This is a genomic window from Hyphomicrobium zavarzinii ATCC 27496, from assembly GCF_000383415.1.
GTDB classification, from domain to species: domain Bacteria; phylum Pseudomonadota; class Alphaproteobacteria; order Rhizobiales; family Hyphomicrobiaceae; genus Hyphomicrobium_C; species Hyphomicrobium_C zavarzinii.
The window spans coordinates 65979-79560 of record NZ_KB911255.1 but is presented as its reverse complement, the minus strand read 5'-3'; the positions used below and the strand labels follow the sequence as shown (position 1 = coordinate 79560).

The following is a 13582-nucleotide window of genomic DNA, read 5'->3' as shown; positions in this document are numbered from 1 at the left end:
ACGTCAACGCTCTTCAGATGTGAAGAGCTGAAGACCTCGCCCTCAAGACAAAATACATGGCCGATTTGGGTCTTGGCCGAAACGAGGCTCACTCGTTCCCCTTCGCAAGCCGCTCGATGCGCTGCTGCATGGCGCTGAGCTGCGCCTTGAGCTCGTCGATCTCGCCCTTGGGCGCATCCGCACCGCCGGCGGCCTGGGCTTGGTCCTCGCCCGCCTCATCCCGCTTCGCCTGGAAGTTGGCCGCGCCGCCGAACGAGGTCCACATGTTCATGGCCTGCTCGAACATTGCCATGTTCTTGCGCGCCTGGTCCTGATAGGCCTCGAATGCAGCCGCCGGATTGGCGAACGCATTGGCGAACATCGACCGGAACTTCTCCTGCTCCTTCACGAGGTTCTCGAGGCTGAACTGGAGATAGCTCGGCACCATGCTGCCGATGTTGTCGTCGTAGAAACGAATGAGCTGGCGAAGGAACGGAATGGGCAGAAGCGTCTGCCCGCCCTGCCGGCTCTCTTGCTCCACGATGATCTGGGTGAGCACGGCGTGCGTGAGATCGTCGCCGGACTTCGCGTCGTAAACCACGAAATCCTTGTCGTTGCGAACCATCTGCGCCAAGTCGTCCAGCGTCACGTAGGTGCTGGTCTCGGTATTGTAGAGGCGCCGGTTCGCATACTTCTTGATGACGACCGCCTCTTTTTTCTCTGGGCTTACGTCGGATTTGTTAAGCATCGGCTGTGCCATCAACTTTCACCTCTTCGCAGTGCGTCATCGTAGCACAGTCCGGAGACGGGCTTCCATACCTAACTGCATACCTGCCAAGCAAAGTCCCGACATAAAGACCTAATTGCGAGCAGCGACACGCTACTGCTATCGTGCACATAGGGGCCGTTGGTCTTGATGCATGTCAAAGACGGCTCCCCCACCCAAAGGCCAAGAAACGCCCCAGATTTCCCCCCGAGGAGGAAGCACTCATGAGTGCGGATAACACCACTATCGTCATTGCCGGTGCAGCCAGAACGCCCGTCGGCTCGTTCAACGGCACCCTGGCGAGCCTTCCGGCTCACGAGCTCGGAAAGGTTGCCATCACCGCCGCCCTCGAGCGTGCCAAAACCGCCCCTGGTGACGTTTCCGAGGTCATTCTCGGCCAGATCCTGACGGCCGGACACGGACAGAACCCGGCTCGCCAGGCCTCTCTCGCGGCAGGCATTCCCGTCGACACCCCGGCCTGGGGCATGAACCAGATCTGCGGCTCCGGCCTGCGCGCCGTAGCCCTCGGCCTCCAGCAGATCCAGACCGGCTCGGCCTCGATCGTCGTCGCCGGCGGCCAGGAAAGCATGAGCCAGTCCAAGCACGCGGCTCACATGCGCGACGGCACCAAGATGGGCGACGTGAAGTTCGTCGACACCATGATCAAGGACGGCCTCTGGGACGCGTTCAACAATTACCACATGGGCACGACGGCCGAGAACGTCGCCCGCCAATGGCAGATCAGCCGCGCCGAGCAGGATGCCTTCGCCGTTGCCTCGCAGAACAAGGCCGAGGCTGCGCGCAAGGCTGGCAAGTTCAAGGACGAGATCGCGCCCGTCACCATCAAGGGCAAGAAGGGCGACGTCGTCGTCGACACCGACGAGTACATCAAGGACGGCGTGACGCTCGATAGCATCGCCAAGCTGCGCCCTGCCTTCGATCCGAAGGAAGGCTCCGTGACGGCAGCCAACGCCTCCGGCATCAACGACGGCGCTGCCGCCGTGGTTCTCATGACCGCCGAGGAAGCCAAGAAGCGTGGCGTGAAGCCGCTCGCGCGCATCGTGTCCTGGGCACACGCGGGCGTCGATCCGTCGATCATGGGCACCGGCCCCATACCCGCCTCCAAGAAGGCGCTGGAGAAGGCGGGCTGGACTGTCCAGGATCTCGATCTCATCGAGGCCAATGAGGCGTTCGCCGCGCAGGCGATCAGCGTCAACAAGGGCCTCGGCTGGGATACCGACAAGGTGAACGTCAACGGTGGCGCCATCGCCATCGGCCATCCGATCGGTGCCTCGGGCGCACGCATCCTCGTGACGCTGCTCTACGAAATGCAGCGCCGCGACGCGAAGAAGGGCCTCGCCACGCTGTGCATCGGCGGCGGCATGGGCGTCGCCCTCTGCGTCGAGCGCGACTAAGGAAAGCTATCCTCCCCCCTACCCAAGGGGGGAGGAAACGCCCTATCCACCGCGACCATTCTCCGCACGTGCTGCTTCATTTTGGTGACTTCCCGCTGCGTTGGCGGGAGGGCTACTCACCGGCACCGCAATCAAACAGAAATTTGCTCTAGGGAGATCTCCACTCATGACCCGCGTCGCAGTCGTTACCGGTGGCACGCGTGGCATTGGCCACGCCATCTCGATCGCACTCAAGAACAAGGGCTATCGCGTCGCCGCGAACTACGCTGGCAACGACGCCGCCGCGCAGCAGTTCCAGGTCGAGACCGGCATCCCCGTCTACAAGTGGAACGTCGGTGACTACGACGCCTGCGCCAAGGGCGTGGCAGAGATCACCAAGGCCCTCGGCCCCATCGACGTGCTGGTGAACAACGCCGGCATCACCCGCGACGCCATGCTCCACAAGATGACGCCCGAACAGTGGCGCGAGGTCATCAGCGTCGACCTCGACTCCGTCTTCAACATGAGCCGCCTCGTGATCGACAGCATGCGCGCCCGCAGCTTCGGCCGCATCATCAACATTTCGTCGATCAACGGCCGCAAGGGCCAGATGGGCCAGACCAACTACTCGGCCGCCAAGGCCGGCATGCACGGCTTCACCAAGGCCCTTGCCTTCGAGGGCGCTGCCAAGGGCATCACCGTCAACACCATCGCACCCGGCTACATCAACACCGAGATGGTCGCCGCTGTGCCGAAGGAAGTTCTCGAAAGCAAGATCCTGCCGCAGATCCCCGTCGGCCGCCTCGGCACCGTCGAGGAGATCGCTCGCGCCGTGGCCTTCCTTGCCGCTGACGAAGCCGGCTTCATCACTGGCGCCTGCCTCGACGTGAACGGCGGCCACTACATCGCCGTCTGATCTCGCCTCGAAGATCCGAAATTAGGAAAGGCCGCGGAGCACCCTCCGCGGCCTTTTTCTTTTCCGTGTTTAACGGACGCGTGTCTGGATCCCGGCCTCCGCCGGGATGACGTACTTATTTGGGCGGTCTGCTCTCTTACTCGTCACCCCGACGAAGGTCGGGGTCCAGACACGCAGAAGAAGAGGCGAGGACAAAGCTGCGGCCCAGGGCTCGGCTGGAAACAGGCTCTCACCGAAGGAACGTCCGGGATCACGCATATCCAAAAAGAAAACCGGCGGCCTCGTTATGAAGCCGCCGGCTTTTTTTCTGCGTGAGAGCGCGTCTTTACCCGCGCAGGCGCGAGCGAACGATGCGCGGGAACTCATCCTCGGGCTCGGCCCCGAACGCCTGCGAAGGCTGCGGCGCACTCGGCAACCCGCGGCTCTCCGGCGCCGGCCAGCGATCGGCCACCTGCTGCTGGGGCGGTGGCACACCATAACCCTGCGGTGCCGACGGACGAACCGGAGCCTGCTGAGCCGGTGCAGCCGCGCGCTGCGACGGCGGCGCGCCTCCAAACCAGGCATCGATGAGATCGATCTCGTCGGCCGAGAGGTTGAGCCCCTGCGAGCGGCAGCGTGCCACCACGAAATTGCGGAACCGGCTGGCGAACAGGTTGGGGGAAGCCCCCTGCTCGAACCAGGGATCGGCCTCGCTCACAACTTCCAGCACGAAGCGGACGTCGTCGCGGCGCACCTCGAGACCCATCTCGCGTGCGCGCTGCACGATGTTGATAAGCGTCTGCTGGCCGGAGAGATTGTTGGCCGTGATCTCCTCCGCCATCACCTCGAACAGCACACGATATTCGGGCGGCGACAGCGGCGGCGCCTGGCAGGCTTCGTGAATCCGCGCGATCGACTGCTGGATCTGCGAGGCCTGATCGACACTACGAGCCGACGGCTGCTGCGGCGGCACCGGTGCGCGCGGCGCGGCATAAGCTTCCGGCTGCGGAGCAGCGGGAGCCGGAGCCTGCTGGGGCGGACGCGCAGCGAAGGCGCCAGTCGCCTGCTGTGGAGTCGGAGCTTCAGGCATCGGCGCACGCGGAGCCGGGGCACCAAGCTGCGTACGATCCGGCGGCGGGGCGAAGAACGGCTGCGAACCGTAGGCTTGCGACGGCTGCGCTTCGCGCGCCTGAGGAGCGCGCTCCTGCCGCGCAGGCAGGGGCTCGTCACGCCGGTCAAACGACGGCTGCGGAGCCCGCGGCATCTCCCGCATCGGCTCGCCAAGCTCGGTCCGCGTTTCGCGCGGAAGCGCATAACGCGCCTCCTCGTAGCGCGCATCCACGCGAGGCTCGGCACCACGCGGATCGCGTTCGGCGATCGGGCGCTCGGCACGCGGCGCATCGAAACGCGCGTCCTTCTGGGTCTCGGGACGGCTCTCCACGCGGCGGCTCTGGGGCGCTTCGAAGCGCGGCTCGAAACGGGCCTCCGGCAGCTCGGGGGCGCGCTCGCGTGCAACCGGCGGCTCAGGACGCGTCTCGATCTCGCGCGAGATCTGCCGCGTGGGCTCGTAGGCGAAATAGGGAGGCTGGTCAGTGAGCTTGATGTCCTTGGGCAGCGCCTTGCTGAGGAGATCGCGGAAGCTTCCCGCACCTCCCCAAGAGGATCCCACGGTCTTGTCGTGCCCCAGCGTGCGCACGGCGCGATCCGCCAATGCCTCGAGCGGAACCGGCTGCGCTGCGGAGCGCACAGTTCCCACGACTTCGGCGACGATGGACTTGCGCATCCCTTCGAGCTCGGCGGTGCTCGGCGCACGCAACTCGCCGCCCGTCTTCACCTCGGCCTCGATGCGCCCTTCGAGCAGCAGCGAGATCAGATCAGCCTCGCGCACCTCGCCATCGCTGATGGCCGTATAGGGCTGTGCCGTATGATCGTTCGCGAACACCACGGTGCGGCGCGCATGCGCGCGAAGCCGGTGCAGAACCGGCGTGAAGTCCGCGTCTCCCGAGAGCAGGATAAACTCGTCGAAGCGCGTCTCGTGATTGAGCACGTCGCGCACGTCCATCACCATCCGGATGTCGGCGGAGTTCTTGAGCTGGGCCGTCAGCGGCGGGCAGTCGACCACCTCGAAGCCCGCGCGCAGAAAGTGGTGACGCACGAACGGAAACGAGTTCATGTCCGTCGAGTTGTCGTTCGCATTGCGGCGCGGAACCGGGTTGCCGTAGCACCGGCTCATCACGATGCGCCGCGGCGCCACGAAGTTCGAGCCGTTAGTCGGCGTGATCAGCCGGCCGCTCTCGATCTCACGCAGCCACAGCGCCGCGTCCTTCGCGAACCGCTTCGCGGCCTCTTCGTTCTTTCTTTTCAGCGACAGGTAGATGTTGTCGTAATCGACAAATACCGTACTGAGAACAGCCCCGGTGGACTCCACCTTCATGTTTAGCAACCCCCGCTGCGCGCATACTTTTCCCTATTGATTCGCACTCTTTACGAGTCGGGTTTGAGCGGCAAGCGTAGGGCGGACCCGGTCCCCAGGAATTGCTCGAAGGCTAGAAAAATCAATCGCCTGACCTCGTCGAGTTCACATAATGAGTGGTGGAAAACTCAAGGCATCGCCCCAACCGGTTCCAAATTGCCCCCGAACCTGACGGCCGCCATGCGAATCCGGCGTTTCGGACACCCCCGCTCAGCCGGTCGCGGCGAATGACCCAAAACGTATGACTGGGCCGCCGGTCAGGGCCTCTGCCGTGCTGGATCAGGAGGTTGCGGCGCCCGGCACGAAATCCGGCGGCGCCATCTCGAACCCTGCGAACTCGAACCCCGGTGCGACGGTGCACCCGACCAGCGTCCATGCCCCGAGCGACCTGGCCTGTTGCCAATGTCCCGTGGGCACATGTCCCTGCGGACGCTCCCCATCGAGGAGAGCGGGGCCAAGCCGCAGCGTTTGAGCCGTGGCTCCGGGAGCGGCGATCGAAAGCGCGAGCGGCGCCCCCGCATACCAATGCCAGACCTCCACCGCATCCACCCGATGCCAGCGCGAGACCTGTCCCGCCTTGAGCAGGAAATAGATCGCGGTCGACTGTGACCGGCCGCCGGTCTGCGCCGCATCACGAAACGTCTCGCGGAAATAGCCGCCCTCGGGATGAGGCGCGAGGCCGAGAGCCGCAATGATCTGATCGGCATCCATGCGTGTGGGCCTCTGCGTCTCAGAAGCGGTTCTTGCGCTCGCGAAGATCCGCGAACACTTTCCAGTCCGGCGCCGAGGAAAGCCCCAGCCGCTCGCGCAGATCCTGCCTGTCGACGCGCAGGAACACGTTGGTCTCCCGCTCGAGATCGATGCGCGTCGGAAGCGTGGCAGCCCCCGCGGCACGCGTCGCCTCCGCGTCCTTTAAACGCTGCTGGAGCAGGGCGTTCTCCGGCTCGATCGAAATCCCGAATTTCGCGTTCGAGACCGTGTATTCGTGGCCGCAATAGACGAGCGTCTCGCCTGGCAAGGCCGCGATCTTCACGAGCGAACCCCACATCATCTCGGCCGTGCCTTCCAGAACTCGGCCGCAGCCCATCGCGAACAGCGTATCCCCGACGAACGCGACCCCGGCCTTCTCGATCCAATAGGTGACATGACCTATGGTGTGCCCCGGAGTATCGAGCACGCGCACCGAAAGACTGCCGAGCGGCAGCACGTCGGGCTCGCCCACCGCCACGTCCAGGCACGGAATGCGTTGCGCTTCGCCACGCGGCCCGATCACCGTGCAATGCGTTTCCGCCTTGAGCGCCGCGATCCCGGCCGTATGATCGGCGTGATGGTGTGTCACAAGAATATGCGTGAGCCGCCAGCCCCGCTCGTCGAGCGCCCGGGTCACGGCAGCCGCATCCGGCGCGTCGATGGACAGCGTCACGCCCCCGTCCGCGTCATGAACGAGCACGCCGTAATTGTCTTTGAGACACGGGAACTGATGGATTTGCGGTTGGGTCATGTTTCTTGTGACTCGCCCGCATTGCATGAGGGGCTCTGGAGCAAGGCTAGAGTGCTTCCGGAGAAGTGTGAAGCGGTTTTCCGCGGTAAGGCGCGAAGCGGCGCCACTCCGGCGCGCCCGAGCTTGTCATACCGGGGCCGATCGGGCGAAAAGAGACCGGGTACGAGCTAGAACAGGACCCCCTGAGACGCATGCATCTCGACGTCGCCACTCTGCGGGATTTCTACGCGACGCCGCTCGGCCAGATCGCGCGACGCATTCTCGCTCGCCGTATCCGCTCCCAGTGGGGGCCTGCACCGGGCGAAACGGTCGCGAGCCTCGGCTTCGGCACGCCGTTTCTCGGCAGCTACCGCAACGACGCGCGAAGCTTCGCGGCCTTCATGCCCGAAAGCCAGGGCGCACTCATTTGGCCTCCCGCCTCGCCGATCCTTTCGACGCTGGTCGAGGAGGGATCTCTCCCCGTGCGGGACAACGCCATCGATCGCCTGCTCGTCATCCATTGCCTCGAAGTCGCCGAGCAGGTCACCCCGCTTCTGCGGGAGCTCTGGCGCGTGCTGGCGCCGCAGGGCCGCCTCCTGATCGTGGTGCCGAACCGGCGCGGACTATGGGCACATGTCGACACCACGCCATTTGGCTACGGACGCCCCTACAGCCGCTCGCAGCTCGACGTGCTGCTCGCGCAATCGCTCTTCACGCCACTGAGCTGGACCACGGCGCTGCACCTGCCCCCCTTCGACCGCAGCATGCTCGTGCGCTCCGCCACCGCGTGGGAACGCATCGGCACGCGGATGTCTCCGAGGTTCGGCGGCGTTCTCATGGTGGAGGCGCGCAAGGAGATCGTGGCCCCGGTCAACGGCAAGCCCGCACGCGCCAAGGCGTTCCGCAACCTCGTCACGGCCCGCTGACGCAGATCGACACGCCTCGCCCAGCTTACGGATAGAGGACCGAACCATGATCGCTTCGGACCCGTCAGTCCGAAACGTGACTCGTCGGTCTCATTAGAGACCTGGAGCTAGCCACGCCGCTTCAACTTGAACACGGCCTTTTCACCGAGCAGGTTCTGCAGCGACAGCGACCGGCGTATGGGCAGCCGCTCGCCTTTGCTGTTGAAGGCCACTCCTTCCTCCACCTCCGCATCGACCAGCGCGACCAGATCCACGAAATCCTTGATCGTGCAGAGATGCGCGTCCGCGGTCGTGTACCAGGGCTCGGGCAGATTGGGCGTCATCGGCATGCGCCCCGTGAACAGAAGCTGCGCGCGGATCTTCCAGTGTCCAAAGTTCGGAAACGACACGATGGCCCGCCGCCCGATGCGCAACAGATTGGTGAGCACCGTCTTCGGATCGCGCGTCGCCTGGATGGTGAGCGACAGAACCGCGTAGTCGAAGGCCTGATCCGGATAGTCGGCCAGATCCCGGTCGGCGTCGCCCTGGATCACGGAGAGCCCGTGCTTCACGCAGAGATTGACCTTCTCGCGCGAAAGCTCGACGCCGCGCCCATCGACGCCCTTGGTCTCCGCGAGCAGCTTGAGGAGAGCACCGTCCCCGCAGCCCACATCGAGCACGCGCGACCCGGGCGCTACCATTTCCGCGATCAGCAGATGGTCTGCGCGCTGCTGACCGGCGAAAGGAACCGCTTTCTGCATCAGATCCCCCTCGCGTAGGCGGCGAGGCCGCGCTTGGCCGCGGCCGCCGTCAGAAAGCCGCGCACCGTGGCGTGAAACTCGGGCTCCTCGAGCAGGAATGCGTCATGGCCCTTGTCGCTCTCGATCTCGACGAAGCTCACGTTAGCGGCAACCGCGTTGAGCGCCTTCACGATGGCCTTGCTGTCGCGCGTCGGATAGAGCCAGTCGCTCGTGAACGACACCACACAGAACTGCGTCTTCGTCCCGACAAAAGCGTTCGCGAGCTTACCGCCGTGCGCATTCTCGAGATCGAAGTAGTCCATGGCGCGCGTGATGTAGAGATAGCTGTTGGCATCGAAGCGATCGACGAACGTAGACCCCTGGTGGCGCAGGTAGCTCTCGATCTTGAAATCCGCATCGAACGAGAACGAGCGCGCCGCGCGGTCCTGGAGATTGCGCCCGAACTTGCCCTGGAGCGCCTTCTCCGAGAGATACGTGATGTGGGCCGCCATGCGCGCCACCGCGAGCCCGTTCTTGGGAACGACGCCGTCCTCGTAGTAGTTGCCGCCACGCCAATCCGGATCGGCCATCACGGCCTGCCGCCCGACCTCGTGGAACGCGATGTTCTGCGCGGAATGCCAGGGCGCCGTGGCGATCGGAATGGCCGTCGCCACGCGCTCCCTCTGCCGCGTCACCCATTCCAGCACCTGCATCCCGCCCATGGAGCCGCCAATCACCGAGAACAACTGATTGATTCCGAGATGGTCGATGAGGCGCACTTGCGCATCCACCATGTCGCCGATGGTGATGACAGGAAAGTCGAGACCGTAGGGCTTGCCGGTTTTCGGGTTGAGGGAGGCAGGCCCTGTCGAGCCCATGCAGCCGCCGAGGATATTGGGGCAGATGATGAAGAAGCGATCCGTATCGACCGGCTTGCCCGGGCCGACGAGCGCCTCCCACCAGCCGGGCTTGCCGGTCACGGGATGGCGGCTGGCCACGTGCTGGTCACCCGTCAGCGCATGACAGATGAGAATAGCGTTCGACTTGTCGGCGTTGAGGGTGCCGTAGGTCTGATAGGCAATCGAGAGCGGCGCGAGCAGCTGGCCGGATTCGAGCCGCAAGGGCTTGTCTTCGGGAAACACGACCGTCGGACTGGAGGGACGGCTTACCTCGGAAAGCCGCGCCTCTACCCTGGGTTCGCCGGAACGGTCAGCCCCTTCGGACGCGGAAAACGTGCCCATGCCTTGCGCACTCCCGACCCGTCCATGACGGGATCTCGACACCGGCCCTGACCTGAGGCCGGCCCAACCGAAATATCGGGTGTGCGACGGCCCATTTAGCGACTTATTTAACGTGGCTGCAAGCCGGCCGGCCAAATCACCACGAGCGAAGACATTCTGAATATCGGAGCTTGCCCGCCGCGGTCAAGGCCGGGGGGATGACGCACGTCGCCGGCCGGGAACCGGCCCTGGGTAACAGCGTTAACTAATCCTAAATCCCGGCTCGCCGATGGTAGGGCGAGCTTGGGTAAGAACGCGCCCCGCCGGAGGTTCTGAAAGCCACACCCGGCGGCCGAAAGAAGACCAGGACCACCGCCCCACATCGACATGCACCCCCAACCTGGGTTAATTTAGAGCTATGAAAACTCTTGGTCTCTTCAAAATGATCGTGGCCGCGGCTCTGCTCGCTGTGCCTGTCGCTTCCGAGCCGGCTTTCGCCCAGAAGGCCTATGCGAAAGAGAAGCCTTTGCGTGGCGTCGTTCGTCCGGCGCCCCGTCGTGGCGGATACTCCTACAAGTATCTGCAGGGCACCAACACGCGCCGCTTCGTGGACCCCACCGTCCAGGCTCAGACCAACGCCGGCCCGTTCGACAACGGCTTCTTCTTCTCCACGCCGAACGCGCCGCACGGCGGCGACAGCCCCTATATGCAGTGAGCTGCGGAGCCGGATCGGCTCTGCGGCATTGCCTGTCTCTCACGTCGTTCCATTGACGGAAAAATAGACGCTGGCGGAGCCTTCCCAATGGCCGCCAGAGGCTGAGCTGATGGTGGTCGAAAACACCATGTAGCCTTCGAGGTAGTTCCAGTTCGCCCAGAGATCTGCCGCCGGCAGGAACTTGAACGACACCTTTCGGCACCCGCTGTCGAACTTCACATACTCCAGAACCTGCCGATAGCTCGCCTCCACGGTGCAGGTGAGCCCACGGGGCGCGCCGTCCGCATACGCGACCTCGATCTCACCCTCCGGCTCGCTCGGGTTGCTCCGCACGAACTTGAAGGAAGACTTGGACGCGGTGAGCCCCGTGATCCCGAGCGCACCACCCCCGCCCGCGCTCGCCGCGGACCCCACGAGCACCGCCCGCCCGAAGTAGGCGGCGGCGACGCCGAGCATCACGCCTAGAACGAGACCGACCAGCAAAAAGAACAGATCCCGCGAGAGGGCACGCGATCGCGCGGGCAGACGCTCACGGACACCGCCATGCGCGACCGCTCCTCCGCCATGATGGGAGATCGCGGCGGCCGGCTCCACGGGCGCAGGCTGCGGGCGGCCGAACCGGCCCGCATGCTCACTCAGAACGCGCGAAGCCTGCTCGTCGAACGCCGCGAGCGCGCCCATTCTGGCGTGCTCGTCGTAGGCTGGGTTCATACAGATCTGCTGCCAGAAAGCATTCCGCTCGGCATGGATCAGGTGCTCGAGTTGCGCCTGGTTCGAAACGGCCGACGCCAGCACCCTGTCCCTCAGGTAATCGTAATACGTCGTCATTCCTCAATGCCATTGGCAAGCCGCAAGCTCGCTTCACGCCTAAGCTAGCGCTTCCCGCCATTCGGTTGATTGGGGCAACCAGACGCAGGGAATACGTCGAAATTCCGGGCAGATAGCCCGCGTTCCCCAGCTTCTACGGCGCGACAAATCTTCTCGACTTCGGCCCTCCGGCCCGCCTCGACCGGCAACGTGGCGGAAAATCCTCCGCCGCCCCCTTCCGGGCCCCAGGGCAAATGACCCGATAAACGCAAGGAAAAGCACCCACAAATCATTCAAATGACGAAGAAATATTCGTTCCAGCATTTCACCATTATACGCTGATTAATTTGCGATCCAATTCGGATCGAATTACAAAACAATGGCCAAAGCAAAACGGCACAAAAACTTAAAACGCGCCAAAGGAGAAACCAGCATGAAATCGGCTTGCATTGCGCTCGCAGCGACCCTTGCCCTCGCCATGTCCGTTCCGGCACAGGCCGGCGGCCGCGGCGGCAGCCACGGCCACGGCGGCCCCGCCATCGGCGTCGGTGCCGGAGCACAGGTGGGCGCCAAGCTCAATGTCCTGAACATCGTGAAAGTCAAGGCTGGCCTCGGGCTTGGCCTTGGTCTCGGAATCGGCGGCCGCTGACTCTTTGAGGGGGCGAGTACAGCCCACCCGACCCTCGCCCCCTCATTGGGCTACCGCATAAGTCAGCCCGATCGCCGCCGTAAAAGCGTCTGTCCGGATATCGCCGAACGAGCTCCTGTAGTCGAGATATCCGATACGCCCATTGAGAGAGAGGTCTTCCACAAGCGGCATCTCTCCGGATAGGGCCACTTCGAACTTCTCATCGAACCGCGCCAGCGCGACGAGATCCAGATCGTCGTAGGAGCGCCGCGTCTGCGATGCGGCGAGCGAGAGAGTTCCCTTTCCAACGGTCCAAACGACTCCCGCGATCGCGACCGATTCGTAGGCCGCGCTAGCGATCAGGAAGTCCGTCTCTTCGAAACCGTAGCGCGCGGAGGCGAAGGCCTTGAGCGTATCCGACAGCTTCATCTCACCTTCCACCGCGTAGCCGTGATGCCATCCATCAGCGAATAGATCGTCACGAAAGTCCCGCCAGAACGGCATATAAAGCCCTCTCAGGGTTCCGGTCTCGCCTGTATACGCGAGCCCAATCGCTGGAAAGAGTGAGACGCTCCCGCGCCGCACGCCGAAATCGTCCGTGCGGGTGAGGTAGTGCTTGGTGTCGACGCCGCCTCCCAGCTCGAGCTCCACATGCTCCGTGAGAGTCATGCGCATTCCAGCCTGTAGCCGGGACGAAAGACGGTCCCGGTCGTCCTGATTGCCGGAGGGCTGGAAGGGATCCGGCAGATCTCGATAATCGAGAAGCGCCGTCTCCGCTTTGAGATAGGGTCTCAGCCGGCCGCTGGTCCAGGCGTGCGAAAGCGACACGCTGGTCTCCCCCAGGCGCTCCTCCACGTCGCGCCCGGCAGACGTCGCAAAGGCGAGCAGCGTCTGCTGCCCGGCCCAGTCCTTAGAGAGCGACATCGCGAGACTGGCAGCCCGCTCGTTCGCGTCCTGGAAGGATACGTAGCGCCGCTCCGAGAGATTGAGACCGAGATCCAGCCGGCCTAGGGGCGTGGAGAACACGTGCGCATAGCCGAAGGCCCGGTCGTGAAACGCGCTCGGCACCTCGGCGAGGGTGGGGCCGGCGTTGGATGTGAAGCCGAGACTGCCGCCGAGAACAGCCGCCGAGGTAGCACCGTCCGCGTCGTTGATCCGGCCTTTGAGCCCAGGAGCAGGACGCGGCAGGTTGCTCGCGCCAATCTTGTCCGCGAGGGCCTCATGAGCACCCGCAAAAGAGATGACAAAAGACGATGCAAAAACAAAAAGCAGAAGACGATTTTCAAGCCGCAACGCCGCATCTCCGATAACTTATATTCGATGGTCATTTAGCGAATTGATTCCGCAATTTCGCATTGAAATGAGCTTTCGGCATTCGCGACTAAAAGTTTGTAAAACGGGAACTGAAAAAATCTCCCGTCAGAGATCACCCCTCTCCGCGCGCGGTCTGGAAGGCGCCCCATCTCGTCGAGGGCGTCCCAGCCCCTTGCGATGCTTAATCCTTTGCGCTTTGGCGGCTCCCTCGGTATCACGGGGCCTCGCCTGCGCCGCCCTGGCCAGGCCATCCTGAAAACGACCAT

13 protein-coding genes and 1 riboswitch are annotated in these 13582 nt (G+C 64.0%); of the genes, 5 read left to right on the top strand and 8 right to left on the bottom strand.

Annotation, left to right across the window (positions count from 1 at the left end; genetic code table 11):
- Positions 1–88: 88 nt before the first annotated feature.
- Positions 89–727, bottom strand: coding sequence for a polyhydroxyalkanoate synthesis repressor PhaR (phaR, locus tag F812_RS0100400; RefSeq protein ID WP_026867730.1), 639 nt, complete (start codon positions 725–727; stop codon positions 89–91).
- A gap of 242 nt (positions 728–969) precedes the next feature.
- Between phaR and F812_RS0100395 the strand changes: the two genes are divergently transcribed.
- A complete protein-coding gene (locus F812_RS0100395) occupies positions 970–2160 on the top strand; it encodes an acetyl-CoA C-acetyltransferase (RefSeq protein ID WP_020083974.1) in 1191 nt (396 codons plus the stop codon).
- A 166-nt stretch (positions 2161–2326) separates the two neighbouring features.
- On the top strand, positions 2327–3055 hold the full coding sequence (phbB, locus tag F812_RS0100390) for an acetoacetyl-CoA reductase (protein WP_020083973.1): 729 nt from the start codon (positions 2327–2329) through the stop codon (positions 3053–3055).
- Positions 3056–3380: 325 nt separating this feature from the next.
- On the opposite strand, the gene F812_RS0100385 is transcribed toward phbB, so the two are convergent.
- From F812_RS0100385 to gloB, 3 genes are all read right to left on the bottom strand, one after another.
- A complete protein-coding gene (locus F812_RS0100385) occupies positions 3381–5468 on the bottom strand; it encodes an NYN domain-containing protein (protein ID WP_020083972.1) in 2088 nt (695 codons plus the stop codon).
- A gap of 318 nt (positions 5469–5786) precedes the next feature.
- Positions 5787–6218, bottom strand: a complete 432-nt coding sequence (locus F812_RS0100380) for a cupin domain-containing protein (protein WP_020083971.1) — start codon at positions 6216–6218, stop codon at positions 5787–5789.
- 19 nt (positions 6219–6237) lie between these two features.
- Complete coding sequence (gloB, locus tag F812_RS0100375) at positions 6238–7008, bottom strand: hydroxyacylglutathione hydrolase (protein ID WP_020083970.1); 771 nt, start codon at positions 7006–7008, stop codon at positions 6238–6240.
- Between the two features lie 191 nt (positions 7009–7199).
- Between gloB and F812_RS0100370 the strand changes: the two genes are divergently transcribed.
- Positions 7200–7913, top strand: a complete 714-nt coding sequence (locus F812_RS0100370) for a methyltransferase domain-containing protein (RefSeq protein ID WP_020083969.1) — start codon at positions 7200–7202, stop codon at positions 7911–7913.
- Between the two features lie 107 nt (positions 7914–8020).
- Here F812_RS0100370 and metW read toward each other — a convergent pair whose 3' ends face one another.
- On the bottom strand, positions 8021–8653 hold the full coding sequence (metW, locus tag F812_RS0100365; protein WP_020083968.1) for a methionine biosynthesis protein MetW: 633 nt from the start codon (positions 8651–8653) through the stop codon (positions 8021–8023).
- The gene (metX, locus tag F812_RS0100360) at positions 8653–9873 is read right to left on the bottom strand and encodes a homoserine O-acetyltransferase MetX (RefSeq protein WP_020083967.1); all 1221 of its coding nucleotides are present in this window, start codon (positions 9871–9873) and stop codon (positions 8653–8655) included. Before metX ends, metW begins: the two co-directional genes overlap by 1 nt.
- Positions 9874–9947: 74 nt before the next feature.
- A riboswitch (SAM riboswitch) is annotated at positions 9948–10026 on the bottom strand.
- A 244-nt stretch (positions 10027–10270) separates the two neighbouring features.
- On the opposite strand from metX, the gene F812_RS21975 reads away from it, so the two are divergent.
- Positions 10271–10567 (top strand): hypothetical protein, encoded by a 297-nt coding sequence (locus F812_RS21975; protein ID WP_156827154.1) that lies wholly within the window; start codon positions 10271–10273, stop codon positions 10565–10567.
- A 39-nt stretch (positions 10568–10606) separates the two neighbouring features.
- Here F812_RS21975 and F812_RS0100350 read toward each other — a convergent pair whose 3' ends face one another.
- Positions 10607–11395, bottom strand: coding sequence for a hypothetical protein (locus F812_RS0100350; protein ID WP_020083965.1), 789 nt, complete (start codon positions 11393–11395; stop codon positions 10607–10609).
- Positions 11396–11807: 412 nt separating this feature from the next.
- On the opposite strand from F812_RS0100350, the gene F812_RS0100345 reads away from it, so the two are divergent.
- Positions 11808–12023: a hypothetical protein gene (locus F812_RS0100345; protein ID WP_020083964.1), complete on the top strand. Its 216-nt coding sequence runs from the start codon at positions 11808–11810 to the stop codon at positions 12021–12023.
- Between the two features lie 42 nt (positions 12024–12065).
- Here F812_RS0100345 and F812_RS0100340 read toward each other — a convergent pair whose 3' ends face one another.
- A complete protein-coding gene (locus F812_RS0100340) occupies positions 12066–13295 on the bottom strand; it encodes a porin family protein (RefSeq protein WP_020083963.1) in 1230 nt (409 codons plus the stop codon).
- Positions 13296–13582 lie beyond the last annotated feature (287 nt).

Excerpts from the sequence above, each read along its gene's own strand:
- phaR (WP_026867730.1), bottom strand. The coding sequence starts at position 727 with ATGCTTAACAAATCCGACGTAAGCCCAGAGAAAAAAGAGGCGGTCGTC.
- F812_RS0100395 (WP_020083974.1), top strand. The coding sequence starts at position 970 with ATGAGTGCGGATAACACCACTATCGTCATTGCCGGTGCAGCCAGAACG.
- phbB (WP_020083973.1), top strand. The coding sequence starts at position 2,327 with ATGACCCGCGTCGCAGTCGTTACCGGTGGCACGCGTGGCATTGGCCAC.
- F812_RS0100385 (WP_020083972.1), bottom strand. The coding sequence starts at position 5,468 with ATGAAGGTGGAGTCCACCGGGGCTGTTCTCAGTACGGTATTTGTCGAT.
- F812_RS0100380 (WP_020083971.1), bottom strand. The coding sequence starts at position 6,218 with ATGGATGCCGATCAGATCATTGCGGCTCTCGGCCTCGCGCCTCATCCC.
- gloB (WP_020083970.1), bottom strand. The coding sequence starts at position 7,008 with ATGACCCAACCGCAAATCCATCAGTTCCCGTGTCTCAAAGACAATTAC.
- F812_RS0100370 (WP_020083969.1), top strand. The coding sequence starts at position 7,200 with ATGCATCTCGACGTCGCCACTCTGCGGGATTTCTACGCGACGCCGCTC.
- metW (WP_020083968.1), bottom strand. The coding sequence starts at position 8,653 with ATGCAGAAAGCGGTTCCTTTCGCCGGTCAGCAGCGCGCAGACCATCTG.
- metX (WP_020083967.1), bottom strand. The coding sequence starts at position 9,873 with ATGGGCACGTTTTCCGCGTCCGAAGGGGCTGACCGTTCCGGCGAACCC.
- F812_RS21975 (WP_156827154.1), top strand. The coding sequence starts at position 10,271 with ATGAAAACTCTTGGTCTCTTCAAAATGATCGTGGCCGCGGCTCTGCTC.
- F812_RS0100350 (WP_020083965.1), bottom strand. The coding sequence starts at position 11,395 with ATGACGACGTATTACGATTACCTGAGGGACAGGGTGCTGGCGTCGGCC.
- F812_RS0100345 (WP_020083964.1), top strand. The coding sequence starts at position 11,808 with ATGAAATCGGCTTGCATTGCGCTCGCAGCGACCCTTGCCCTCGCCATG.